The organism is Actinosynnema sp. NPDC050436 (assembly GCF_040655415.1).
Taxonomy (GTDB): Bacteria; Actinomycetota; Actinomycetes; order Mycobacteriales; family Pseudonocardiaceae; genus Actinosynnema.
Window position 1 is genome coordinate 25,353 of record NZ_JBFAJV010000011.1, and the last position, 23,147, is coordinate 48,499.

General features: G+C 73.8%; 24 protein-coding genes. 9 read left to right on the forward strand and 15 right to left on the reverse strand.

Annotated elements, in window-relative coordinates; all coding sequences use genetic code 11:
* The first annotated feature begins 130 nt into the window (after window positions 1-130).
* Both AB0I60_RS24995 and AB0I60_RS25000 read left to right on the forward strand, forming a co-directional pair.
* The gene (locus tag AB0I60_RS24995; protein WP_360733433.1) at window positions 131-1,444 is read left to right on the forward strand and encodes a citrate synthase; all 1,314 of its coding nucleotides are present in this window, start codon (window positions 131-133) and stop codon (window positions 1,442-1,444) included.
* A 170-nt stretch (window positions 1,445-1,614) separates the two neighbouring features.
* A complete protein-coding gene (locus AB0I60_RS25000; protein ID WP_360733435.1) occupies window positions 1,615-2,886 on the forward strand; it encodes a deoxyribodipyrimidine photo-lyase in 1,272 nt (423 codons plus the stop codon).
* Window positions 2,887-2,923: 37 nt separating this feature from the next.
* Here the strand turns inward: AB0I60_RS25000 and AB0I60_RS25005 are convergent, their stop codons facing one another.
* From AB0I60_RS25005 to AB0I60_RS25015, 3 genes are read right to left on the reverse strand one after another with little or no spacing between them, the layout of a single operon-like run.
* Window positions 2,924-4,111: an ABC transporter permease gene (locus AB0I60_RS25005; RefSeq protein ID WP_360733437.1), complete on the reverse strand. Its 1,188-nt coding sequence runs from the start codon at window positions 4,109-4,111 to the stop codon at window positions 2,924-2,926.
* Complete coding sequence (locus AB0I60_RS25010) at window positions 4,108-5,019, reverse strand: ATP-binding cassette domain-containing protein (RefSeq protein WP_360733439.1); 912 nt, start codon at window positions 5,017-5,019, stop codon at window positions 4,108-4,110. The genes AB0I60_RS25005 and AB0I60_RS25010 overlap by 4 nt, the downstream gene beginning before the upstream one ends.
* 57 nt (window positions 5,020-5,076) lie before the next feature.
* Window positions 5,077-5,337 carry a helix-turn-helix transcriptional regulator gene (locus AB0I60_RS25015; RefSeq protein WP_360733441.1) on the reverse strand — a complete coding sequence of 87 codons (261 nt, stop codon included), beginning with the start codon at window positions 5,335-5,337 and terminating at the stop codon, window positions 5,077-5,079.
* A 197-nt stretch (window positions 5,338-5,534) separates the two neighbouring features.
* Between AB0I60_RS25015 and AB0I60_RS25020 the strand changes: the two genes are divergently transcribed.
* The 3 genes from AB0I60_RS25020 to AB0I60_RS25030 are packed head-to-tail and all read left to right on the forward strand — an operon-like array spanning window position 5,535 to window position 7,983.
* Window positions 5,535-5,987, forward strand: coding sequence for a YbaB/EbfC family nucleoid-associated protein (locus AB0I60_RS25020; protein ID WP_360733443.1), 453 nt, complete (start codon window positions 5,535-5,537; stop codon window positions 5,985-5,987).
* Window positions 5,988-5,998: 11 nt separating this feature from the next.
* Window positions 5,999-6,313 (forward strand): type VII secretion target, encoded by a 315-nt coding sequence (locus AB0I60_RS25025; RefSeq protein WP_360733445.1) that lies wholly within the window; start codon window positions 5,999-6,001, stop codon window positions 6,311-6,313.
* Entirely contained in the window at window positions 6,310-7,983 is a 1,674-nt protein-coding gene (locus AB0I60_RS25030; RefSeq protein WP_360733447.1) for a hypothetical protein, read from the forward strand. Before AB0I60_RS25025 ends, AB0I60_RS25030 begins: the two co-directional genes overlap by 4 nt.
* A 179-nt stretch (window positions 7,984-8,162) precedes the next feature.
* On the opposite strand, the gene AB0I60_RS25035 is transcribed toward AB0I60_RS25030, so the two are convergent.
* On the reverse strand, window positions 8,163-9,614 hold the full coding sequence (locus AB0I60_RS25035) for a glycerol-3-phosphate dehydrogenase/oxidase (protein ID WP_360733449.1): 1,452 nt from the start codon (window positions 9,612-9,614) through the stop codon (window positions 8,163-8,165).
* Window positions 9,611-10,186 (reverse strand): TetR/AcrR family transcriptional regulator, encoded by a 576-nt coding sequence (locus AB0I60_RS25040; protein WP_360733451.1) that lies wholly within the window; start codon window positions 10,184-10,186, stop codon window positions 9,611-9,613. Before AB0I60_RS25040 ends, AB0I60_RS25035 begins: the two co-directional genes overlap by 4 nt.
* 16 nt (window positions 10,187-10,202) lie before the next feature.
* Between AB0I60_RS25040 and AB0I60_RS25045 the strand changes: the two genes are divergently transcribed.
* Entirely contained in the window at window positions 10,203-11,819 is a 1,617-nt protein-coding gene (locus tag AB0I60_RS25045; protein WP_360733453.1) for an FAD-binding oxidoreductase, read from the forward strand.
* Complete coding sequence (locus AB0I60_RS25050; RefSeq protein ID WP_360733455.1) at window positions 11,816-13,012, forward strand: amidohydrolase; 1,197 nt, start codon at window positions 11,816-11,818, stop codon at window positions 13,010-13,012. Before AB0I60_RS25045 ends, AB0I60_RS25050 begins: the two co-directional genes overlap by 4 nt.
* An 86-nt stretch (window positions 13,013-13,098) precedes the next feature.
* Here the strand turns inward: AB0I60_RS25050 and AB0I60_RS25055 are convergent, their stop codons facing one another.
* The 3 genes from AB0I60_RS25055 to AB0I60_RS25065 form a co-directional block, all read right to left on the reverse strand.
* The gene (locus AB0I60_RS25055; protein ID WP_360733457.1) at window positions 13,099-13,623 is read right to left on the reverse strand and encodes a hypothetical protein; all 525 of its coding nucleotides are present in this window, start codon (window positions 13,621-13,623) and stop codon (window positions 13,099-13,101) included.
* A gap of 109 nt (window positions 13,624-13,732) precedes the next feature.
* Complete coding sequence (locus tag AB0I60_RS25060; RefSeq protein ID WP_360733459.1) at window positions 13,733-14,746, reverse strand: NADP-dependent oxidoreductase; 1,014 nt, start codon at window positions 14,744-14,746, stop codon at window positions 13,733-13,735.
* Between the two features lie 38 nt (window positions 14,747-14,784).
* Window positions 14,785-15,501, reverse strand: coding sequence for a GNAT family N-acetyltransferase (locus AB0I60_RS25065; protein ID WP_360733461.1), 717 nt, complete (start codon window positions 15,499-15,501; stop codon window positions 14,785-14,787).
* A gap of 35 nt (window positions 15,502-15,536) precedes the next feature.
* Between AB0I60_RS25065 and AB0I60_RS25070 the strand changes: the two genes are divergently transcribed.
* Window positions 15,537-15,941, forward strand: a complete 405-nt coding sequence (locus tag AB0I60_RS25070) for a GNAT family N-acetyltransferase (protein WP_360733462.1) — start codon at window positions 15,537-15,539, stop codon at window positions 15,939-15,941.
* A 217-nt stretch (window positions 15,942-16,158) separates the two neighbouring features.
* Here AB0I60_RS25070 and AB0I60_RS25075 read toward each other — a convergent pair whose 3' ends face one another.
* The 5 genes from AB0I60_RS25075 to AB0I60_RS25095 all read right to left on the reverse strand — a co-directional run bounded on the left by AB0I60_RS25075 (window position 16,159) and on the right by AB0I60_RS25095 (window position 20,794).
* Window positions 16,159-16,587, reverse strand: a complete 429-nt coding sequence (locus tag AB0I60_RS25075) for a hypothetical protein (protein ID WP_360733463.1) — start codon at window positions 16,585-16,587, stop codon at window positions 16,159-16,161.
* On the reverse strand, window positions 16,584-19,346 hold the full coding sequence (locus AB0I60_RS25080) for an FtsK/SpoIIIE domain-containing protein (RefSeq protein WP_360733465.1): 2,763 nt from the start codon (window positions 19,344-19,346) through the stop codon (window positions 16,584-16,586). Before AB0I60_RS25080 ends, AB0I60_RS25075 begins: the two co-directional genes overlap by 4 nt.
* 1 nt (window position 19,347) lies before the next feature.
* Complete coding sequence (locus AB0I60_RS25085; protein WP_360733466.1) at window positions 19,348-19,599, reverse strand: hypothetical protein; 252 nt, start codon at window positions 19,597-19,599, stop codon at window positions 19,348-19,350.
* Between the two features lie 4 nt (window positions 19,600-19,603).
* Window positions 19,604-19,864: a hypothetical protein gene (locus AB0I60_RS25090; protein ID WP_360733468.1), complete on the reverse strand. Its 261-nt coding sequence runs from the start codon at window positions 19,862-19,864 to the stop codon at window positions 19,604-19,606.
* Between the two features lie 135 nt (window positions 19,865-19,999).
* The gene (locus AB0I60_RS25095; protein ID WP_360733470.1) at window positions 20,000-20,794 is read right to left on the reverse strand and encodes a hypothetical protein; all 795 of its coding nucleotides are present in this window, start codon (window positions 20,792-20,794) and stop codon (window positions 20,000-20,002) included.
* A 127-nt stretch (window positions 20,795-20,921) separates the two neighbouring features.
* Between AB0I60_RS25095 and AB0I60_RS25100 the strand changes: the two genes are divergently transcribed.
* A complete protein-coding gene (locus AB0I60_RS25100; RefSeq protein ID WP_360733471.1) occupies window positions 20,922-21,668 on the forward strand; it encodes an SDR family NAD(P)-dependent oxidoreductase in 747 nt (248 codons plus the stop codon).
* Window positions 21,669-21,710: 42 nt separating this feature from the next.
* Here the strand turns inward: AB0I60_RS25100 and AB0I60_RS25105 are convergent, their stop codons facing one another.
* Both AB0I60_RS25105 and AB0I60_RS25110 read right to left on the reverse strand, forming a co-directional pair.
* Window positions 21,711-22,493 carry an alpha/beta fold hydrolase gene (locus AB0I60_RS25105; RefSeq protein ID WP_360733472.1) on the reverse strand — a complete coding sequence of 261 codons (783 nt, stop codon included), beginning with the start codon at window positions 22,491-22,493 and terminating at the stop codon, window positions 21,711-21,713.
* The gene (locus AB0I60_RS25110; RefSeq protein WP_360733474.1) at window positions 22,494-23,084 is read right to left on the reverse strand and encodes a DUF4232 domain-containing protein; all 591 of its coding nucleotides are present in this window, start codon (window positions 23,082-23,084) and stop codon (window positions 22,494-22,496) included.
* Window positions 23,085-23,147: the final 63 nt, after the last annotated feature.

Sequence of the window (23,147 nt, forward strand, 5' to 3'; positions counted from 1 at the left end):
CTAGCGTGGCACAACTGACAGGACCCCGACGGGGTGGTGCTGCGGTGCGGGACGCTTCCGCGTCCGCGTGCACGCGCGTGCGAGAACCCGCACGAGGCCACCCCTCCCCCTAGCGTGAGAGGGACTCTGAATGCCCGACGCGACGACTGCGCCGAACGACACCCGTACCGTCGCGCTGCGCCATCAGGGCGGCGAGCACGAGATGAAGGTAGTACCGGCCACCGAGGGTGCGCCCGGTATCGATCTCGGCAAGCTCCTGGCCACCACCGGCCTGGTCACCCTGGACAGCGGCTTCGTCAACACCGCGTCCTGCTCGTCCGAGATCACCTACATCGACGGTGACGCGGGGATCCTGCGCTACCGGGGCTACCCGATCGAACAGCTCGCCGCGCGCTCGAACTTCATCGAGGTGAGCTACCTGCTCATCTACGGCGAGCTGCCGACGCAGGCGCAGCTTGACGAGTTCTCGTCCAAGATCAGCAGGCACACCCTGCTGCACGAGGAGCTCAAGCGGTTCTTCGACGGCTTCCCGCGCGACGCGCACCCGATGCCGGTGCTCTCCTCGGCGGTGTCCGCGCTGTCCACCTTCTACCAGGACAGCCTCAGCCCGTTCGACGCCAACCAGGTCGAGATCTCCACGATCCGCCTGCTGGCCAAGGTGCCGACCATCGCGGCCTACGCGTACAAGAAGTCGGTCGGCCAGCCGTTCCTCTACCCGGACAACTCCCTGGGCCTGGTGGAGAACTTCCTGCGGATGACGTTCGGCTTCCCGGCCGAGCCGTACGACGTGGACCCGGACCTGGTCCGCGCGCTCGACCTGCTGTTCGTGCTGCACGCCGACCACGAGCAGAACTGCTCCACCTCGACGGTGCGGCTCGTCGGCTCGTCCGAGGCCAACCTGTTCGCCTCGATCTCGGCCGGCATCAACGCCCTGTTCGGCCCGCTGCACGGCGGCGCGAACAGCGCGGTGCTGGAGATGCTGGAGAAGATCAAGGCCGAGGGCGGCGACGTCGCGGCGTTCGTGCGCAAGGTGAAGAACAAGGAGGACGGCGTCCGCCTGATGGGCTTCGGCCACCGGGTCTACAAGAACTACGACCCGCGCGCCGCGATCATCAAGAAGACCGCCGACGAGATCCTCGGCAAGCTCGGCGCCGACGACCAGCTCCTGGACATCGCCAAGAAGCTGGAGGAGACGGCGCTCGCCGACGACTACTTCATCGAGCGCAAGCTGTACCCGAACGTCGACTTCTACACCGGCCTGATCTACCGCGCGATGGGCTTCCCGACGAAGTTCTTCACGGTGCTGTTCGCCCTGGGCCGGCTGCCCGGCTGGATCGCGCACTGGCGCGAGATGATCCAGGACCCGGCCACGAAGATCGGCCGCCCGAGGCAGATCTACGTCGGCTCGCCGGAGCGCGACTTCGTGCCGCTCGACCAGCGCTGACCCCCGGCGTCGGCGCTCGCCGCCGACGCGCTCGCGCCGACCCGCGCGACGACACCCGAGGCCCGTGCCCGTGAGGGGCGCGGGCCTTCGTCGTGCCACCGGTTCCGTGGTCGGTGAGGTGGCGGTGCTCCGTCGTGCGGGGTGGGCGGCGCGCTCCTAGGGTTCGGGGCGTGGAATCCTCGACCGTCGTCTGGTTCCGGCGCGACCTGCGGGTGGCCGACCACCCCGCGCTGGCGGCAGCCGCCGAGCGCGCCAAGCGCGGCCTGGCCCTGTTCGTCCTGGACCCGCGCCTGCTCTCGGTCGCCGGGCAGCCGCGCGTGCACTTCATGTTCCGCTGCCTGCGCGCGCTGGACGAGGAGCTGGGCGGGCGGCTCATGGTGGTGACCGGCGACCCGGCCGACGTGGTGCCCGCCGTGGCGCGATCCGTTGGGGCGTCGTCGGTCCACGTGTCGGCGGACGCCGGTCCGTACGGCCGGGAGCGGGACGCGGCCGTGGAGCGCGAGGTCGAGCTGGTGCGCGTGGGGTCGCCGTACGCGGTGACGCCCGGACGGGTGCGCAAACCGGACGGGACGCCCTACCGGGTGTTCACGCCGTTCGCGCGGGTGTGGCGGGAGCACGGCTGGCGCGCGCCCGCCGACACCGACGCGTCCACTGTGGACTGGCTGGAGCCGGGGGAATCCGAGGCGCTGCCGGACGTCGAGCCGGTGGAGGACGTCCGCCCGAAGTGGGAGGCGTTCCGGGACGAGCGGCTGCCCGACTACGCGCGCGACCGCGACCGGCCCGACCTGGACCGCACCAGCCGGATGTCGGCCTACCTCCGGTGGGGCGTGGTGCACCCGCGCACGCTGCTGGCGGACCTCGGCGACGACGAGGGCTCGCGGGCGTACCGGAACGAGCTGGCGTGGCGGGACTTCTACGCCGACGTGCTGTGGCACCGGCCGGAGTCGGCCCGCCGCAACCTGGACCGCCGGTTCGACGGGATGGAGCTGGACCTGGACCGGTCGCGGTTCGAGGCGTGGTGCGCCGGGAAGACGGGCTACCCCTTCGTGGACGCGGGGATGCGGCAGCTCCTCCAGGAGGGCTGGATGCACAACCGGGTGCGGATGGTGGTCGCCAGTTTTCTGGTGAAGGACCTGCACCTGCCGTGGTGGTGGGGCGCGCGGCACTTCATGGCGCACCTGGTGGACGGGGACCTGGCGTCCAACCAGCACGGCTGGCAGTGGGCCGCCGGCACGGGCACCGACGCGGCCCCGTTCTTCCGGGTGTTCAACCCGGTGACCCAGGGCGAGAAGTTCGACCCGTCCGGCGACTACGTGCGCCGGTACGTGCCGGAGCTGCGGGACGTGCCCGGCAAGGCGGTGCACCGGCCGCACGACCCGATCGTGGACCACGCGCACGAACGCCGGGTCGCCCTGGCCCGGTACGCCGCGATCATGCCGTAGCGGGCGGTCGGGTGGCGGGGTGCGGCGAGGTCCCGGGTCAGCGGAGCACGTCGCGGAGCTTGACGCGGGAACCGGTGCGCAGCACGGCGTTCGAGTAGACCTTGCCGCCCAGCCAGGTGATCACCGCCACCGCGCCGAGCGCCAGCACGACCGCCACCACCACCTGCCACGCCGGCGCGAGGCCCATCGCCATCCGGCCCGGCATGAGGATCGGCGCGAACGGGGGCAGCATCGACAGCACGGCCACCAGGCCGCTCGTCCCGTCCTGGATCATCAGGTTGATCCCCACCACGAACACCACGACGATCACCGTGCTGATCGGGGTCAGCACGGACTGGAGCTCCTCCTGCCTCGGCACCAGCGACGCCGCCGCCGCGTACACCGTCGCGTACAGGAAGAACCCGAGCAGGTACCAGAGCACGCCCACGGCCAGCGCGCCGCCCGCCGCGCCCGCCACGTCGACCAGGCCCGTCACCGAGGACGCGACCACGCCGACCCCGCCGATGATCAGCAGCTGCACCAGCCCGACCAGCCCGAGGCCGATCACCTTGCCCAGCAGCAACTGCCACGGCCGCAGCGTCGAGAGCAGGATCTCCACGACCCGGCTGGACTTCTCCTCCACCACGCCCTGCGCGACCATCGACCCGTACACCAGCAGCGAGTAGTACAGCAGCGCCGCGATCACCAGCCCGATCGCCAGCCGCTGCCCCCGCTGGGCGTCGCCGGGCTCCAGCTCCACCACGTCGACCTTCGCCGCGTCGACGTTGCGCGCCACGCCGACCGGGTCGAGGCCCGCCTCGGCGAGCTGGGCGTTGAGCACCTGCTGCTTGACGATCAGGTCGATCGAGTTGCGCAGCGCGTCGTCCAGCCGCTCCTTCACCACGACCCGCAGCGCGTCCGGCGCCCCGGTGACCAGGACGTCGACCTCGCCGTCGCGCACCCGCTGCTCGGCGACGGCCGGGTCGGTCACGTCCACCACGTCGACCTCGCGGCCGAACGACCGCGCGGTCTGCCGGAGCGGTTCGGCCAGCACGGTGGCCTGCCCGGCCAGCGCCACGGTGTCGCGGCCCTCCCGGTCGACCAGCAGCGCCTGGAACAGCACGTAGCCCGCCATCACGGCGATGATCGCCAGCGTGCCGACGACGAACGACCGGGCGCGCACCTTGGTCAGGAACTCCCGGCGGGCGACCAGGAACACCGCCCGGTTCGGGGTCAGGTCGCTCATGCCTCGCGCTCCTCGGTCACCACGCTGCGGAACAGTTCGGTCAGCGAGGGCCGCCGCCGGGAGAACTCGTGCACCGGGCCGGTGGCCAGGGCGGCGTGCAGCACCGCCTGGTCGTCGGCACCCGGCGCGAGCTCCAGCACGGTCCGCGCGCCCTCGACCGCCACCACGTGCGCGCCGGGCACGTCGGCGGCCCACCCCGGCCGCGCCGCCGGGGCGTCGACCACGAGCTGCACGGCACCGCCGGCGCGCAGTTCGTCCACCGTGCCGGAGGCGACCAGCGACCCGCTGCGCACGATGCCGACGCGGTCGCACAGCCGCTCGACCAGGTCGAGCTGGTGGCTGGAGAACACGACGGGCACGCCGGCGGACGCCTTCTCCCGCAGCACCTGGCTCATCACGTCCACCGCGACCGGGTCCAGGCCGGAGAACGGCTCGTCGAGCACCAGCACGTCGGGCTCGTGCACCAGCGCGGCGGCGAGCTGCACGCGCTGCTGGTTGCCCAGGCTGAGCTTCTGCACCTCGTCGCCGCGCCGGTCGCGCAGGCCGAGCCGGGCGATCCAGTTCTCCGCCGAGCGGTGCGCGGCGTTGGTGGCCACGCCGTGCAGCTCGGCCAGGTAGACGAGCTGGTCGAGCACCTTCATCTTCGGGTAGAGCCCGCGCTCCTCGGGCATGTACCCGATGCGCCTGCGGGTCTCCAGCGTGACCGGCGAGCCGTTCCAGCGGACCTCGCCGGAGTCGGCCGCGAGCACCCCGAGGGCGATCCGCATGGTCGTGGTCTTGCCCGCGCCGTTGCTGCCGACGAACCCGAACAGCTCGCCCGCGCGCACGTCGAACGCCATCTCGCGCAGCGCGACGACCTCGCCGTAGCGCTTGGAGATCCGGTCGATCTCCAGCACGCCCTGTGCCACGGCCGATCCTTCCTGTTGCCCCAACCGCGCGGTCCCGACCGGCCGCGCGGACCCGCGTCAGCCCCGGTAGACCTGGGCCGACAGCGGCACGAACGGCTGCCGGCTGAACACCGCCTCCACCGGCAGGTCGAACACCTCGCAGATCCGCATCGCCAGGTCCAGGCTGGGGTAGTGGTCGCCCCGCTCCAGCGCGCCGATCGTCTGCGGGTTGACCTCCACCGCCCGTGCCAGACCCACTCTGCTCATACCCCGTTCGACCCGCAGCACCTGGATCCGGTTGTGGATCCGCTGCTCGGGCCCCCGGCGTGCCGGACTCATGGTACGAAGTGTTGCGAAAACCCAACAGAACGGCAAGTAAACATTTCACACAATAGACCGAACGGCGGTATCCACGTCGGGCGCACCCGGAAATCACGATTCGGTGAAACGATACGCAGCCGGGAACCGAATCGAACGTCGACCGGTCGAATGCGTCGTGGGCCGCAAAGCCCCGTTGCCTGGAGGGGTGAACTCCTATGGAGCCGAAGGAGCCGGACGAGTGGCTCGCGCAGTACGGCCAGAAGATCGAGCAGGCCAAGCAGAACGCCGAGCAGGCGAAGACCCACCTCGGTGAGGTCGGTGGCAGCGCCACGTCCCCGGACGGCCTGATCACCGTCACGGTCAACGCCTCCGGCGCGGTGACCAACCTGATCCTGCGGCCCGCGCTGCGGGGGGAGGACCCGGAGCGGATCTCCGGGGCGATCATGACGGCCATCGGCACCGCGCAGCGCGCGGCGGCCGGCCAGGTCGTGCAGATCATGACCGACTTCGTCGGGGACGGCCCGGCGCTGGACTTCGTCAAGGCGAACATGCCCCACGGCTATTCGGGTGACGGGACCGACCCGGTGGAACCGGAGCCGGAGATCCAGCGTCGAGACACCAGGCCCGACGACGACTACTTCACCAACCCACCAGACGTGATGGCCTGAGCAGGGGGTAGATGTCCATGTTCGTGTCGTTCCACGTGAGCCCGGAGGAGATCCGGGCGCACGCCGGCACGGTCGACCAGTTGACGCAGCGGATGCTCTCGGCGACCAACACCGCCGACCCGTCGCTGTCGACCGAGGCGTTCGGCGCGTTCGCGTCGTTCCTGGCCTCCTTCCTGCTCAAGACCGCCGGTGTCTCGCAGGACATCCTCGGCCAGGCCACCGAGACCATCGCCGACATGGCCCAGGGTCTCAAGGAGGTCGCCGACCTCTACGAGAACGTCGACCTGGACAACGCGTTCGGGTTCACCGGAAAGGCGCGCGGATGAGCACCCAGGCGAGCACCCAGGGGCGTGACCCGTCCTTCCTGGTCACCGACGTGCAGGGGACCGTCTCGGCGGTGGAGCGCGGCGACTGGGTGCAGGCGGGCCTCGGCATCGCCAACACGGCCATGAGCATCGTCGGCCTGTCGACCAACCCGCTGTCCGGCTTCCTGTCGGCGGGTTTCAGCTGGGCCATCCAGCACGTCAGCTTCCTCAAGGAGCCGTTCGACGCGCTGCTGGGCAGCCCGGAGCAGATCCAGAAGATGTCCGACAGCTGGGCCTCGGCGGCCAAGCAGATCGAGGGCATCGTCGCGGACTACCGGCGCACCTCCGAGCAGGAGACCAAGGGCTGGCGGGGCCGCTCGGCCGACGGCTACCGCGAGGCGAGCAAGAAGCACGCCAGCGGCCTGGAGACCCTGGCCAAGGCCGTGAAGGGCATCTCCGGCGCGGCCAAGGGCGCGGGCGAGCTGGTCGCGTCGGTCCGCAAGACCATCATGGACCTGATCAGCCAGGCCGTGTCGGACATGGTCATGAAGATCATCCAGTGGCTGGCGGCCTCGTTCCTGACCTTCGGCGCGGCCATCGCGGCGGCGATCTCGGACATCATCACGATGGCCGTGAACTACGCCAAGAAGCTGATGGACTTCCTCAAGAAGCTCGGCGAGTCGCTCAAGAAGCTGATCGACCTGGTGAAGTCGGTGCAGACGATCGCGTCGACCGCCAAGCAGATCCTCCAGGCGATCACCGCCATGACGCACTCCAACAAGGGCGGCTCGGGCGGCTCGGGCCCGCGCAACTCGTCCGGCGGCCTGGGGCTCACCGAGGACCAGCTGGGCAACATGGACCGCAACGCGCGCGACCGGTACACCCCGGGCAGCGGCGCGAGCGGCGGCGGTGGCAACACCGGCACCAGCGGTTCCTCCGGCGGTCCGGTGGTCAGCCGGCCGCCGATGCCCGGCGGCAGCAGCGGCGGCGGCGCCGACGTGGACGGAGGCCCGTACCCGGGTGGTGGTACGTACCTCGGCGGCGCGTCGGGCGGTCCCGTGGTCAGCCGGCCGCCGACGCCCGGCGGCAGCTCCGGCGGCCGGGGTGGCTCGGGCAGCGGCGGCGCGGGCACGGGCGGCCACTGGGAGCCGGGTCGCTGGGTGCCGGCCGGTGGCGGCTCCTCGCAGCTCCCGCCCAAGGTGGCGCCGATCACCTACCCGGCGGCGTCGCGCGACACCACGCACGCGACCGGCACGGCGGGCGGCAGCACGCCGTACACCCCGACGGTCCGGCCCTTCAGCTCGACCGACCTCCCGCACTCCGCCGGCGGCGGTGGCGGCGGGGGTGGCTTCGGCGGCGGTGGCGGCGGCTTCGCCGGTGGCGGCGGCGGGTTCGCGGGCGGTGGCGGTGCCGGCGGCGCGGGTTCCGGCCAGACCCTCCAGGCGGGCGGCTCGTCCGGCGTGCTGGCGGCGGGCGCGGGCGCGGCGGGTGCCGCGACCGGCGGCGCGGGCGGCGGTGCCGGTGGCGCGGGGCGCGGCGGCGTCGGCGGCATGGGCGGCGGCATGATGGCCCCGATGGCCGGTCAGCCGGGCCAGGGCGACGGCAAGGACCACCAGCGCAAGGTGCGCCTGGAAGGCGAACCGCTGATCGAGGAGCCGCCGAAGGCGGCCAAGCCGATCATCGGCGAGTGACGCGGTAGACGACGAAGGGGACTTCCCGACCGGGAGGTCCCCTTCGTCGTGCGCGGGGCGCGGCTGTCTCAGGTGTTGCGCGACGCGCGGCGGGCGCGGGTGCTGCGCCGGTCGGTGGGTGTCGCGTGAGCGCTGCGCCGGTCGGTGGGTGTCGCGTGGGCGCTGCGCCGGTCGGCGGGTCAGACCAGGGCGTCCAGCTCCTCCGCCACCAGCCGCCGCACCTCGGCTTCGCGGGCGCGGCGGTCGGCGGGCACCAGGCCGATCCGGGTGCGCCGGTCCAGCACGTCGTCCGCGTCGAGCGCGCCCTCGTGCCGCACGGCCCAGGCGAACTCGCCGATGTCGGCGACCCGGCACGCCTCCGAGCCGTACCGCGCGACCAGGTCCGCCGGACCCGCCGCCGGCCCGGAACCCACCAGCGGCAACGACTTCGTGCTCGACCTGACCGGCGTCAGGCCGGTCGCGTCCACCGCGTCCGCCGCCATCCGCCGGTAGGTGGTGAGCTTGCCGCCGACGACCGTGGTCACCGGGCCCTCGGTGAGCACGGCGTGCCGGCGCGACAGGTCCGCGCTCGGCCCCTCGCCGGTGTCCAGCAGCGGTCGCAGGCCCGCGTACGCGCCCAGCACGTCCGCCTGCGTCACCTTCCGCTCCAGCACGGAGGAGGCGACCTCCAGCAGGAAGTCCACATCGGACTGCGGCACGGTCGGCACGTCCGGGATCGGGCCGTCCACCGGTTCGTCGGTCAAACCCACGTGCACCCGGCCGTCGTGCTGCGGCAGCACCAGCGCGAACCGGTTGCGCACGCCCGGCACGGGCACGGTCAGCGCGGTCCGCGCCACGCCCAGCGCCCCGGCGTCCAGCACCAGGTGCGACCCGCGCGACGGGCGCAGGTCGACGTCCACCAGCCGGCCCGCCCACACGCCGGCGGCGTTGACCACGGCCCTGGCCCGGATGGTCAGGGACTCCCCGGTGACGCCGTCCACGACGTGCGCGGCGGGGCCGGCCAGCCGGGTCACCTCGGCCCTGGTGATGATCCGCGCGCCGAGGCCGGCGGCGGTCCGGGCCAGGGCGACGACCAGGCGGGCGTCGTCCACCAGTTGGCCGTCGAAGCCCAGCAGCCCGCCGCGCAGCCCGGCGCGGCGCAGGCCGGGCGCGAGCGCCAGCGCTTCGGCGGCCGGCACGCGGCGCGGTCCGGGCAGCACCCGGGACGGGGTGCCGGCGAGCCGGCGCAGCACGTCGCCGGCGTGCAGCCCGGCCCGCACCAGCCGGTCGTCCGCCCGGTCGTGCAACGGGACGAGCTGGGGCAGCGCGCGCACCAGGTGCGGTGCCGTGCGGGTCATCAGCACGCCGCGCTCGACCGCGCTCTCGAACGCCAGCCCCACGTCGCCCCGCGCGAGGTAGCGCAGGCCGCCGTGGACCAGCTTGCTGGACCACCGGGACGTGCCGAACGCCAGGTCGCGCGCCTCCACCAGGCACACGTCCAGGCCGCGCGCGGCGGCGTCCAGCGCGACGCCCGCGCCGGTCACACCGCCACCGACGACCAGCAGGTCCACCACGCGCCCGGCGACCTCGGCCAGGTCGCGGCGGCGGCGCGCGGCGTTGAGCGACGTGTCCGGTGGACGGGGCGCGCTCACGACAGGGCCGCGTCGAGGAAGTCCGCCAGCTCGGCGAGCAGCACCTCGAAGTCCAGGTCGGTGGTCGCCGGGCGGATCGACAGCACCATCGACTGGGTGGTCAGCAGCACCAGCCGGGCCTGGGCGACGGCGTCGCCGGGCCGGATCGAGCCGTCCGCGTGGCCCGCCTCGACCTGGTCGAGCAGGAACGCCTCGACCAGCCGCTGCGTGCTGCCCAGGCGCTGCACCAGGTACGGCAGCATCAGCTCGGCGTCCAGGTCCAGCACGCGGCGCATCAGCGGGTCGGCGGCGAGCAGCCGGATGCCCGCGACGGCCCGGCCGACCAGGCGCCCACGGGCGGTCGCGCGGGTCGCGTCGGGCTCCTCCACGCGTCGCAGCAGCGTGCCGAACTCCCTGGTCATCAAAGCCCTGACCAGGGTCCGGACGTCGGGGAACCGGCGGTAGAGGGTCATCCGGCTCACGCCGGCGCGCTTGGCGATGTCCGTCAGCGTGGTGCGGCGGACCCCGACCTCGACCACGCAGTCGCGGGCCGCGTCGAGTAGCGCGTCATCACTGTGACGTTGAGACGTCATGTGTCACACTGTAGCGGTGACCGAGCGCATCGACCACACCCTGCGGGGCCGCTGGACCCCGTCGACGGGCACTCTGCCGCCGCACGCCCTCCGCTGGCTCCGGCAGCGGACCGGGTTGGCCGAGGTCCGCACGCCCGCGCGGGCCCCGGTCGTGCCCGCCTCCGCGCTGTCCGACGCCGCGCGCACCGCGCTGGACTCGGTGGTGGGGCCCGGTTTCGTCCGGGTGGACCGGGACTCCCGCCTCGGCCGCGCGGGCGGCCTGTCCTATGTGGACATTTTGGAGCAGCGCGGCGAGGGCGCGCTCGCGGTGCCCGACGCCGTGGTGCTGCCCGCCTCGCCGGACCAGGTGGTCGACGTCCTGCGGGCCTGCGTCGAGCACGACGTGGCCGTGGTGCCGTTCGGCGGTGGCACGTCCGTGGTGGGCGGCGTCGCGGCGCTGCGCGGCGACAAGGCGGCGGTGATCGCGCTCGACCTCGCCCGGCTGGACGCGCTGGTGTCGGTCGACCCGGTGTCCCGCGTCGCCGTCCTCCAGGCCGGCGTGACCGCACCCGAGGCGGACCGGCTGCTCGCACCGCACGGCTTCACCCTCGGGCACGTGCCCCAGTCCTACGAGCGGGCCACCGTCGGCGGGTTCGCCGCGACCCGGTCGGCCGGTCAGGCGTCCGCCGGCTACGGGCGGTTCGAAGACCTGGTCGAGGGCGTCCGGCTGGCCGCGCCGGTCGGGGAGTGGCGGCTGGGCGTCGCGCCCGCGTCGGCCGCCGGACCGGACCTCAAGCAGCTCGTCATCGGCAGCGAGGGCGCGTTCGGCGTCATCACCGAGGTGGCGCTGCGGGTCCGGCCGCGTCCCGTGGTCGAGCGCTACGAGGGCTTCGTGGTCGACGGCTGGGCGCGCGGCGCGGACGTGGTCCGCTCGCTGGCCCAGCGGCGCGTGCTCGCCGACGTCACGCGGCTGTCCGACGTGGACGAGACCGAGGTCTCGCTCGCGCTGGCCGGCGGCTGGCAGACCGCCGCGCTCCGGGCGTACCTGCGCGCCCGGCGCGTCGCCCGCCCGTGCCTGCTGGTGCTCGGCTGGCACGGCGCGTCCCCGGCGGAGGTGCGCCGCAGGCGGCGGGAGGCGTTGCGCGGCCTCGACCTGCTGCCGCTCGGCCGCCCGCTGGGCGAGGCGTGGCGGCACGGCCGGTTCGCCGGGCCGCGCCGGCGCGACGCCCTGGTGGAGGTCGGCGTGTGCGTCGAGACGCTGGAGACCGCGACGCACTGGTCGCGGGTGCACGAACTGCGCGGGACCGTGCGGGCGGCGCTGCGCGACGCGCTCGGCGAGTGCCTGGTGATGTGCCACATCTCGCACGCCTACGAGACCGGGGCGTCCCTCTACTTCACCGTGCTCGCCCCCCGGTCGGTCGCCGACCCGATCGGCCAGTGGCAGGTGGCCAAGGCCGCCGCCGGCGAGGCCGTGGCCGGGCTGGGCACGATCAGCCACCACCACGCCGTGGGCCGCGACCACGCGCCCTACCTGGAGGCCGAGATCGGCGGGCTCGGGCTGGACGTGCTGGCGTCGGTGAAGAGGGCGCTCGACCCGACCGGCGTGCTCAACCCTGGCAAGCTGCTGCCGTCCGGGCTAACTTCACCGTCGTGACCGGGGACCTGCTGATCCGTTCCGTGCGGCCGTGGCCGACGAACCCCGACGTGCCCGCCGTGGACGTCCTGTGCGTCGACGGGCTGGTGGCCTCTATAGGCACCGGGGCGGACGTCCCGCCCGGCGTGCCCGAAGTGGACGGCAGGGGAGGGGTGCTGCTGCCGTCCTTCGCCGACGTGCACGCGCACCTGGACTCGACCCGGCTCGGGCTGCCGTTCCGGCCGCACACCGCCGGGCCGGGGCTCGGCGAGCTGATCGACAACGACCGGCGGAACTGGCGGTCGGCCGAGCGGAGCGTCGCCGAGCGCGCCACGCACACCCTCGGGCTCACCATCGCCGCCGGCGCGACCACCGTGCGCAGCCACGCCCAGGTCGACGTCGACTCCGGCCTGGACAAGCTGGAGGGCGTGCTGGCCGCCCGCGAGGCGCACGCCGGGCGCGCGACCGTGGAGGTGGTGGCGTTCCCGCAGTGCGGCATCCTGCGCGAGAAGGGCACCGCAGACCTGCTGGACGCCGCGCTGCGGGCCGGTGCCGACCTGGTCGGCGGCCTGGACCCGGCGGGCTACGACCGCGACCCCGTGCGGCACCTCGACGTCGTGTTCGGGTTGGCCGAGAAGCACCAGCGCGGGGTGGACGTGCACCTGCACGACGCCGGGTCGCTGGGCGCGTTCCAGGTCGAGCTGATCTGCGAGCGGGTCGCGGCGCTGGACATGCGCGGCGCGGTGACCGTCAGCCACGCCTTCGCCCTGTCGTCCGTGGACGCCGACCGGCAGCGGGAGCTGGTCGACCTGCTCGCGGAGCACGACGTGGCGGTGACCACGGTCGCGCCCGGCGCTCGCGAACCGCTGCCGTTGCAGCAGTTGCGCCGGGCCGGGGTCCGGCTGGGGCTCGGGCAGGACGGGACGCGCGACTACTGGTCGCCCTACGGCAACGGCGACATGCTCGACCGGGCCTGGCAGCTGGCCTTCCGCAGCGGGTTCCGGCAGGACGCGCTGGTGGAGATGTGCGTCGACATCGCCACCCGGGGCGGCGCGGCGGTGGTCGGCCGGCCGCACGGCCTGACCGAGGGCGCACCGGCCGACCTGGTCGTGGTCCCCGGCGACACCGTGACGGCGGCCGTCATGGACCGCGCCCCGCGCACGCTGGTCGTCCACGGGGGCCGGGTGGTCGCGGCCGGGGGCGAACTGGTCTGATCCGCTCACCGGACCGGGCCGGTGCGCCCGTTCGACCCGGGACCGGTCCGGGCACGCTCAGGCGTGCCGGCAGCCGGCCGGGTCGGTCACCGGAGCTTCCGCCGGCACAGGTCGGCCAGCTCGGCGGCGGGTGCGGCGAGGTCCGGGTGACCGGTCAGCGGTTCGACGGCGGCGAGGACGCGGGGCACCAGGTCCTCCAGCGCCAGCATCGCGCGGGCGAACAGGGCGTCGGCGAGTTCGACGTCCTCGTAGACCGCGTCCCCCTCGTCGTCCTCCTCCAGCAGCTCGGCGACCTCGGCGTCGACGTCCCGGCCGGCCGGGGCCGCCATCGCGGTGAACTCGGCGCGGTGCTCGGGCGCGACGGCCTCGACCACCTCGCCCAGGAACTCCAGCAGCCCGGGGACCGCCCCGGCGGCGCGCGGGTCGCCCACCAGCGCGACGACCTCGGCGACCACGGCCGGGGTGGCGCTCCACGCCGTGCCCTGGTGCATGATCGCCGACATCAGGTGCCTGAGCGCCGCCTGGCGGGCGGCGTCGTCCGCGCCGACGAGCGCGGCGAGGTGGGCGGGCGTGTCGGTGGCCCGCCCGTAAGCGTGCAGCAGGGTTTCCACGCGCGAGAACCTAGCGCCACCCACCGGCACGCGGGCACGCAGGCCGTCCGGTGCCCCGACGTGCCGGGAGCCCGGCACGTCGGGGCACGGGCTGTGGTGGGAGCGGGGATCAGAACGTGACGAGGGCCTTGCCGGTGTTCTCGCCGCGCAACATGCCGAGGAACGCCTCGGGTGCCTTCGCCAGGCCGCCCTCGGTGACCGTCTCGGTGTAGCGCAGCCTGCCGTCGGCGACCCAGCCACCCACCTCGCGCACGAACTGCTCGCGCAGGTGCTCGTGGTCCCAGACCAGGAAGCCGCGCAGGGTCAGCCGCTTGCCCACGGCCAGGCCGAGGTTGCGCGGGCCGGGCGGCGGCGTCGTTGCGTTGTAGACCGAGATCGCGCCGCACAAGGCCGCGCGGCCGTGGACGGTGAACGAGGCGATCGCCGCCTCCAGGTGGTCGCCGCCGACGTTGTCGAAGAACACGTCGATGCCGTCCGGTGCCGCCGCCGCCAACTGCTCGGCCACCGGGGCGTCGCGGTAGTTGAACGCCGCGTCGAAGCCCAGTTCGTCGCGCAGGTAGGCCACCTTGGCGTCGGTGCCCGCGCTGCCGATCACCCGGCTCGCGCCGCGCAGCCTGGCCACCTGCCCGGCGACCTGCCCGACCGCGCCCGCCGCGCCGGACACGAAGACGGTGTCGCCCTCCTTCAGGCCCGCCACGTCGACCAGGCCCGCGTAGGCGGTGAGGCCGGGCATCCCCAGCACGCCGAGGTACGCGTTCAGCGGGGCGCGCTCGGGGTCCACCTTCACGGCCTGCGCGGCGTCCACGGTGGCGTACTCGCGCCAGCCCAGGCCGTGCAGCACGTGGTCGCCGACCGCGAAGCCCGGCGCTCCGGACGCCACGACCTCGCCGATCGCGCCGCCTTCCAACGCCTTGCCGACCTCGTACGGGGCGACGTAGGACTTGGCGTCGCTCATCCGGCCGCGCATGTACGGGTCGACGCTCATCACCAGGTTGCGGACCAGGACCTGGCCGTCGCCCGGCGGGGTCACCGGTGCCTGCACGAGGTCGAAGTCGCCGGGGGTCGGGAAGCCCTGGGGGCGTGACGCCAGGTGGATCTCCTGCGCGGTGCTCGGCACGGTCATGCCCTGGTCAACCCCGCCGCGCCGACGAGGTGTTCCGGTCAGCCGGTGTGACCTGCGTCGCCCAGGGCCGACACGCTGCGGTAGGTGTAGCCGAGCCGCTCGTAGACCTTGATCGCCGCCGCGTTCGCCGCGTCGACCATCAGCGCGCACGCGCCCTCCTCGCGCAGCAGCGCGCCGGTCAGGGCGGCGCAGACCCGGGTCGACAGGCCCCGACCCCGGTGGTCGGGGTGGGTGGCCACGCCCGCGATGAACCCGATGCCGGGTGCCGACCACGCGTCCGCGCCCACGGCGGCGAGCGTGCCGTCCTCGGCGTGGACGCCGGTCCACCGGCGCGGGCCCGGCTCGTACGGCCAGACGTAGGAGTTCGGGTTCGCCTTGCGCAGCAACGACTCCACGTCGTCCCACGCGGTCTCGTCCAGCCAGGGCAGCTCCGGTGCGCCGAGCGTGCCGGTGCGCTCCATCCAGCCGAAGGTGGCCGCCACCAGGAGGTCGGGCAGGGCCGGTGCGACCTCGGCGAGCACCAGGGGCCGCACGCCGGGGCGGGTGCGGGCGCGCAGGATCGCCGCGATGCCGTCCACCGGTCCGACCAGCACCAGCCGGTCGTGCCGGTTGAGCCGGGGCGCGAGCACGCCGACCGCGCCGCCGTGCGCCCACGCCACCCCGCCCCGTCCGGGCAGCAGGCACTGGGCCGCCCAGCGGACGAGCGGGTCCGGGTCGGCCGCCGCCACCTCGTCCGGGTTCCGCAAAACACGCATGACCGCATCATCGCCGACGGTCTACCCTCGCCGGCGTGGAGATCCGGCGGGTGACCTCGTACGACGACGTGGTGGCGGTCGGGCACCTGTTCGACGAGCCGCCGCGCGAGGCCGCCGGCCGCCGGTTCCTCGCCGAGGCCGGGAACCACCTGCTGGTGGCGTACGCGGACGGCCGGCCCGCCGGGTTCGTGACGGGCGTGGAGACGACCCACCCGGACAAGGGCACCGAGATGTTCGTCTACGAACTCGGCGTCGAGGACGAGTTCCAGCGGCGCGGGATCGGCACGGCGCTGGTCGAGGCGTTGCTGCTGCTGGCCCGCGAGCGCGGCTGCTTCGGCGCGTTCACGGCCACCGAGCCGGACAACGCCGCCGCGCTGGCCACCTACGCCCGGACGCGGGCGGACGCCGAGCCGACCGTCTCGCTGTCCTGGACGTTCTGACCGACCGGTCCGGCACTGTTCACCGCAGCGGGCCGCACAGCCGCTCACGCAGCGTGGCCCCTCCCGGGGGGTGCTGCGCAGGCGGGTCACCAGCGGTGGGCCGTGCGGGCGGGGGGCTTTGACTCCGCCGACGCGGTGCAGGACGGTGGCCGCAGGCGGGTGCGCCGGCCCGGTACCGGATGACCTCGGCGGGCGCACCCGCCGCCAACCGGGGCGGCTAGGTGTTCTTGCGGCGCAGCAGTCCGCGCTTCTGCAGCGCGTCCTCCAGCGAGTAGTACGCCAGGTCCATCGCGGTGAAGTAGTCCTGCTGGGCGCGGGGCGGCACGGTCTCGTCCGGGTCGGGGATCGGCTTCATCTGCATCCAGCGCTCCTCCCACAGCGCCTCGACCGCCGCCTCCCACAGCAGGCGGACCGCGACGTGGGTCAGCTTCTCCTGCTCGATCAGCTCCGCCACCCGGTCCTGCGAGGCGGCCAGGCGGACCAGCAGCTCGCGCACCCGGTCGCGGTCCTGGTCGCGGACCTTCTCCACGGCTGCCGCCGCCTGGCCCACCACCTCCTTGTACCGCTCGACCGCGGAGACCGCGACCACCTCGGACCCGGTGTCGCCACTGCGCTGGGCGGGCACCACCGATGCGCGGCCGATCATGATTCCTCCCCGGTGTCGAACGGGATGACCACCTGCGGACGGGAGTGCTCGAACCGGTCGAAGAACAAACCCCGGCGAGGTCGGGGCGACCACGCCATGACCTGTTCCGGCCCGAACGACAGCAGTTCCTTGCCCTGGACGTCGAAGGCCATCCACGCGCCGATGTCGTCGTACACACCGGGCGGCAGGCTGTTCTTCAGCCGTTGCGGGCCGCGCCACCAGCCGAGCAGGTGGGTGCGGTTCTCCGGGCCGTGCTTGAGCACCGTGCGCAGGCTGTCGACGCCGGACATCCGCGCGTCGTTCTTGTGCTCCAGCAGGGTGTGCGCGCCGTCGACGGCGTAGACCACCAGGTAGTGGGGGCTCAGCGGGACCCCGGTCTCGCCCTTGACCGACCTGGTGAGCCGCTCGGCGGTCCGGTCCAGCAGGGCGCGGATGCCGTCCAGGCCGGTCAGGGTCGCCGCGTGGCCGGCGTCGCAGAGCTGCTTGCACAGCCGGTCCGCGTACGGCCAGGCGTCCTCCGACATGCACGCCAGGCTGAACTCCGCCTGGCCGGGTTCGTGCTGCCTGGCCAGGGACAGCGCGGCCCCGCCCAGCACGCCGGCGGCGTCCTCGGGCAGCGAGCCGATCACCGCGATGTTGCGTCCGGGCGTCCGGGCGAACCGGACCTTGGCCGCGCTGCCCGCCACGTCGATCACCTGGCCCAGCAGCACGGTCGGGTTGCCGTCGGAGGGCCGCAGGGCCTGGAAGTCGGGCAGCGCCTGGAGGGCGGGCACCCTGCTGCCGTCGAACAGGATCGGCTCGGACAGCTCGGCCGGGCGGCGGCCGTGCAGCTCCGCCTGGAGCGCGTCGAAGGTGCCCCGGCCGGTGGCGTCCGGGATGCGGGCGACCTCGTTGCCCGGCCGCACGCCCGACTCGTGGTTGACCACGGCGTGCCAGCGCGGCAGCTCCACGGCGGCGTCGTTGGCGGGCTCGGCCAGCACCCGGCGGGCCTTGGGCAGCGCGATGCGCACGGTGAACTGCTCGAAGATCGCCGACTTGCCCCAGAAGCCCTCGATGCCCGACACGTCCTGGCTGGACAGCACCAGGTGGATGCCCTGCGAGCGACCGCGCCGCGCCACGTCCTCCAGCAGCTGGGTGGCCTGCTGGGTGACCTGGTCGCGCTCGCCGAACAGGTACTGGAACTCGTCCACCACGGCGACGATCCTCGGCCAGTGCCCGTCCGGGTCCTCCTCGCGCAGCTGCTCCAGCTTGGTCACCTCGTGCCGCTTGGCCGCGTCCGCGCGCCGGCGCATCTCGTCGGCCAGGAACCGCAGCAGGGCCACGCCGAACTCGCGGTCGGTGTTCACGTTCACGCCGACCAGGCGCGCGTGCGGCAGCCACGTCGGGTCCTTGCGGCCCGGCGCGAACTGCGCGAACGACACGCCCTCCTTGAAGTCGAGCAGGTACAGCTCCAGCTCGTCGGGGTGGTAGCGGGCGGCGAGGCTGCCGAGCATCGCGTAGAGGAAGTTCGTCTTGCCCGACCCGCTCGGGCCGCCGATCAGCGCGTGCGGCGAGGTGTCGCCCAGCGCCACGTGCACCGGCTCGCCCTCGTCGTAGCCGACCGGCGCGACCACGCCGGCCGCCGAGCTCTCCCGCCACAGCGACTCCGGCAGCAGGTCGGCGAACGTGCTCAGCCGGGTGCGGCGCTCCTCGCGCTTCTTGGCGATCTCCGCGCACGCCAGCGGGACCTGGTTCTGCGGGAACTGCGCGTCCAGCGAGACCGCCACGTGCCGGCCGGTCATGGTGCAGGTCGCGGTCTGGTCGGCGGCGATCGACACGGTCTCGATCGGCGAGTTCACGGTGACCGGGATGTCCACGATGATCAGCTGCACGCCGCAGGCCAGGCCGTTGCGGGCCACGCGCTGGAGCTGCTGCTGGTGCTCCTCCCGGAGCGCCTGCCGGTTGCCGAACAGCACGGCCACCCGCCACGGCTCGGTGCGCCTGCCGCCGACCGCGCGCACCGACTGGTGGCCCTCCACCAGCACCCCGGTGTGCACCCGGCGGATGTGGTCGGACAGCTCGTCGAGCAGCTCGTGCAGCCGCGCCGGGTCGTGCACGGTCAGCAGGCCCGCCCGGGTCAGCGGGTAGAGGCCGGGCAGCGAGCCGGTGAGCTGGTTGACGTCCCAGACGTGGACGTGCACCAGGCCCGGCTGGAAGTAGCTGACCAGCCGCAGCAGCAGGTTCTCCACCAGGCCGTCGGCCGAGGTCCGGCTGTCGGGCACCGACGCCACGTGCAGGTGCGAGTGGTCCAGCAGCGGCACCGCGACCGGGAACGACTGCGGTTCCGGTGCGCCGCGCACCACGCCCGTCCCGATCCGCCACAGCTCCGGCACGCCGTCGCTGCCGTCCGCCGTGCCGGGCCTGCCCAGCCACGCCTCCGGCGGCCAGGACGCCGGGCCGGGCGCGACCGCGTTGACCAGGGCGGTGAGCTGCGCGGGACCGCCCTCGGACCACTCGCGGAACGCCTCGACCCGGTCGATCAGCGTCCGGGCGAGCTGTGGCGCGAACCTCTCCTCCCGCAGCGCCCTGGCGAGCACCGGGTCGGCCAGCGCCCGGTCGACGCCCTCGCCGCGCAGCATCACCTCGAACATGTCGCGCGCCCGGTCGTCCGCGAGCTGCCGCAGCTCCCGCGAGGCGTTCCCGAGGGCGGCTGCGACGGCGGTGCGGAACTCCTCGAAGGAGTTCTCGATCCGCCTGCGGCGCTCGTCGCGCTTGATCACGTCACAGCTCCACGGCCAGCCGCTGGACCAGGTCCAGGCTGCCGACGATCAGGTCGAGCTCGTCGGCGAACCGCTCCCTGGCCTTGACGAACTCGGCGGGGACGAGGGACTCGTGGTGGTTGGTGCTCGCCTCGGCGAGCAGGTCGACCGCCTCGTCGAGGGCGGCTTGCGCCTCCCGGACGCTGCGGTAGGCATCGCGGAGGAGCTCGCAGCTCCGTTCGAGCGCGAGCTTGACCTCGCCGACCGACGTCACGCGTTCACAGCCGGCCGTTGATGCTCTCGGCCTGCGAAATGCCCGCGCCCAGGAACTTCTGCAAGTCGGAGACGCCGCTCACCACCTCGGCGAACTGCCCGTTGGCCTGTTCCACGTCGGCCTGGACGCTGCCCTGGGTCGCGGTGCTGAGCAGGGCCTGGGCGTCCTCCGCCAGGTCGGCGGCCTGCTGGAGCGCCTGTTGGCTCTGGGTGGCCTTCTCGACGGCCTGGGCGATCGCGCTGCGCACATCTTCGATGCTGGCCATGTCGTTTCCCGACCCCTCCTGTAACGCTGGAGTTCCTATAGTTGAAAGTAGTACCGAAAGTCGGACGTTTCACAAGCAAGATCGGCTGACCGGGTGGTGAAGTAAATCCACTCGATCGGATTAGCAATCCTGATCTCAGTCGGGCACCGTCCACACGAATGCCGAGGCCGGTGTCGCGGTGAGTTCCAGAGCGGTGATCCCGGCTGGTGGGACGGGTGACGCCGACCAGCGCGTCGTCGCCGAAGCGCCGGCCCACTCCACGGGCGTCCACCCCGAACGGCCCAACGACGCCACCGCGTCGAGTAGCGCGCCCGAGGGTGAATTGACACTCGATCCGAGATCGACGTGCACGCTCAGTAGATGCCCGTGTGGAGCCACTCGGGTGATCTTGCCACTGCGCGCCACCCGGCTGGCTACCGCCCGCGCCTGCCACTCCGCGCCGGCGGACCGACCGGCCGCCACGTCCACCCGCAACAGCAGCCGGGTGCCCGCGTCCGGCTCGGCGTCGACCCCGGTGCCCGGCTCGGGCTCGACGGCCCGGCGCTGCGGGTCACCACCCGCCCACGCCTCCACCAGCAGCCGCTCCGCGCCCGGCACCAGCCGGCCCAGCGGCTCCGGGTCGTCCAGCACGGTCCACGCCGTCGGCGGCTCGCAGGCCACCCCCGGCACCGGGAACCCGTCGCCCAGCGACCGGACGAACGTGCGGACCGCCCTGGCCAGGGCACCTGCCACGTTGTGCGTCGCGCGCTCGTCGCCGGTCCGGCTCACGGTCACCGACCAGCACCCGGGCTCCTCGTCGGAGCAGTCGTCGGCCCGCACCACCCGGCCGCCGACGCGCTGGAGCAGGCCGGCACAGGCCGCCCGTGCCTGCCGCTCGTCGTCGGCCGCGACCACCACGGTGATCACCAGCTCCAGGTCTTCTCCCACCATCGCGGGGAAATTGTCCACGAACACCCGCGCCGGGTCTTCCCCGGCTCGGCCCAGCGGGCAGGTGCGGACGGGGTCGCGCGGGTCACCGGGTCGACCTCGCGCGCTCTCCACCGTGTTTGCTGGGGGCATGTCGAACGAGCTTGAGGGCAAGGTCGCGCTGGTCACCGGCGCGTCGTCGGGCATCGGCGAGGCCACTGCGGTCGCGCTGGGCCGGGCGGGTGCGTCCGTGGTGGTGGCCGCGCGGCGCGTGGACCGGTTGGCGGCGCTGGAACGGCGGCTGGCCGCCGAGGGCGTGCGGGTGCTGGCGCTGGAGTTGGACGTGACCGACGAGGCCGCGTGCCGGGCCGCCGTGGCGCGCACCGCCGAGGAGTTCGGCGGGCTCGACGTGCTGGTGAACAACGCGGGCGTGATGCTGCTGGGCGACATCGAGGGCGCGGACACCACCGACTGGACGCGGATGGTGTCGACAAATCTCCTCGGCGTCATGTTCCTCACCCACGCGGCGCTGCCGCACCTGCTCGACCGGCGCGGCACGGTCGTGCAGATGTCCTCCACGGCGGCCCGGGTAGGGCGGGCCGGGACGGGCGTCTACAACGCGACCAAGGTCGGCCTGAACGCGTTCAGCGAGTCGCTGCGGCAGGAGGTGACCGCGCGCGGGGTGCGGGTGGTCGTGGTCGAACCGGGCGTGGTGGAGACCGAGCTGCGCGAGCACATCACCGACCCGGCCGGCCGGGCGGCCGTCGAGCAGCGGATCGCCGAGCTGCGCCAGCTGGACCCGGAGGACGTGGCCGAGGCCGTCCTGTACGCGGTGCGCCAGCCCGACCACGTCGCCGTCAACGAGATCATGGTGCGCCCCACCGGCCAGACCTGGTGACCGGCTCCCCGGCGGGCGGCGCGGACCGCCCGCCGGGGGACGTCAGAGGTCGAGCACCCGGCGCACGAACCCGACCACGTCGTCCAGCACCTCGTCCCGGTTGGTCTCGTGGAACACCTCGTGCCGCGCGCCCGGGTACACCCGCTCCTCGAACAGCAGGCCCCGGATGCGGTCCGTGCCGGTGCGGGTGTCGGCCAGGGGGACCAGCTCGTCCGCGTCGCCGTGCAGCCACAGCGTGGGCAGGCCCTCCAGCGTGGGCCCGTAGTTCGCCTCGTCCAGCGCCCGCTCCACGGCCTCCAGCGTGGGCCGCTTGAACGGCCCGTGCCAGACCAGGGGGTCGGCCGCGTACGCCTTCCCCACCTCCGGGTCGCGGGACAGCACGTCGGGGTCGATCGGCTGGTCGGGCAGCTCGTCGAGCCCCAGCGCGTCCAGGCCCTCCCAGGTGCCGAGCACGGGGGCGGACAGCACCAGCGCCGCGACCTCGTGCTGCTGGGCGTACCGGGTGGCGACCAGGCCGCCGACCGAGTGCCCGACGAGCACGACGGGCAGGTCGACGGAGGCCGACCCGATGGCCGCGCCCACGTCGGCCACCACGCCGTCGAACGACGGGACCAGCGCCCGCTCGCCCGCCGACTCGCCGTGCCCGACGTGGTCCGGCGCGACGACCAGCGCGCCCGCCGCCACCAGCCGCTCCGCGACGTGCCCGTACCGGCCGCTGTGCTCGCCGTAGCCGTGCACCAGCACGGCGAGCCAGGTCGCCTCCAGGTTGGGCCAGGTGCGGACGGCGAGCTCCCCGGCGTGGCCGGGCACGTTCGACTGGATCACCTAGGCAGGGTAGAACGCGCTGATCTCGATCTTCCCGCCGCCGCACACCGGGCCGAAGCTCCAGGCCACCGCCATCGGCTCGGTCTCGTCGGGCGGGATGGCGGCGGCCTTCGCCGGCTCCGACTCGCACGGGCCCCGCACCGGCTCGTCACCGGTCGGCACGACGGTCCAGCGCAGGTTCGCCGCCGCCTTCGCGCCCGGTTGCAGCGTCACCGGCGAGGGGCCGGGGTCCTCGGTGCGCTGGAGGTCCGTGGGCAGCGGCTGCCCGCTGCCGTCCTGCAACTGGAACCCGCTGTAGCCGCTGAGCGTGCACATCGCGGAGCCGGTGTTGGTCACCACGAAGGTGGCGTACCGGTTGCCCGCGCCGGGGTCCACCGAGCCGACCTCGCCGGCCAGCGACGCGGCGGTGCACCGGGTCGACACCGGGGTCGCGGGCGCGGGGCTGGTGGGCGGCACGGGCGCGGCGCTGCCCGCCGACGACGTCGTCGTGGAGGGCGCGATCGGGATGGCCGAGGTGTCCGCTGCCTGCTGGGGGCTCCCGCACGCGGAGCCGAGCAGCACCAGGGCCCCGCACACGACGAGTCGCCTCATGTCCACCTCCTGGGTCGTGGTCCTACCAGGAGGACGTACCCGTTCGGCCGGTGGTCGGCCCCC

Bases quoted from the DNA above. Each gene is read 5' to 3' on its own strand.
- AB0I60_RS25030 (WP_360733447.1), top strand. From the start codon at position 6,310: ATGAGCACCCAGGCGAGCACCCAGGGGCGTGACCCGTCCTTCCTGGTC.
- AB0I60_RS25075 (WP_360733463.1), bottom strand. From the start codon at position 16,587: ATGATCGGCCGCGCATCGGTGGTGCCCGCCCAGCGCAGTGGCGACACC.
- AB0I60_RS25060 (WP_360733459.1), bottom strand. From the start codon at position 14,746: ATGACCGTGCCGAGCACCGCGCAGGAGATCCACCTGGCGTCACGCCCC.
- AB0I60_RS24995 (WP_360733433.1), top strand. From the start codon at position 131: ATGCCCGACGCGACGACTGCGCCGAACGACACCCGTACCGTCGCGCTG.
- AB0I60_RS25020 (WP_360733443.1), top strand. From the start codon at position 5,535: ATGGAGCCGAAGGAGCCGGACGAGTGGCTCGCGCAGTACGGCCAGAAG.
- AB0I60_RS25100 (WP_360733471.1), top strand. From the start codon at position 20,922: ATGTCGAACGAGCTTGAGGGCAAGGTCGCGCTGGTCACCGGCGCGTCG.
- AB0I60_RS25025 (WP_360733445.1), top strand. From the start codon at position 5,999: ATGTCCATGTTCGTGTCGTTCCACGTGAGCCCGGAGGAGATCCGGGCG.
- AB0I60_RS25090 (WP_360733468.1), bottom strand. From the start codon at position 19,864: ATGGCCAGCATCGAAGATGTGCGCAGCGCGATCGCCCAGGCCGTCGAG.
- AB0I60_RS25110 (WP_360733474.1), bottom strand. From the start codon at position 23,084: ATGAGGCGACTCGTCGTGTGCGGGGCCCTGGTGCTGCTCGGCTCCGCG.
- AB0I60_RS25040 (WP_360733451.1), bottom strand. From the start codon at position 10,186: ATGACGTCTCAACGTCACAGTGATGACGCGCTACTCGACGCGGCCCGC.
- AB0I60_RS25065 (WP_360733461.1), bottom strand. From the start codon at position 15,501: ATGCGTGTTTTGCGGAACCCGGACGAGGTGGCGGCGGCCGACCCGGAC.
- AB0I60_RS25005 (WP_360733437.1), bottom strand. From the start codon at position 4,111: ATGAGCGACCTGACCCCGAACCGGGCGGTGTTCCTGGTCGCCCGCCGG.
- AB0I60_RS25095 (WP_360733470.1), bottom strand. From the start codon at position 20,794: ATGGTGGGAGAAGACCTGGAGCTGGTGATCACCGTGGTGGTCGCGGCC.
- AB0I60_RS25015 (WP_360733441.1), bottom strand. From the start codon at position 5,337: ATGAGTCCGGCACGCCGGGGGCCCGAGCAGCGGATCCACAACCGGATC.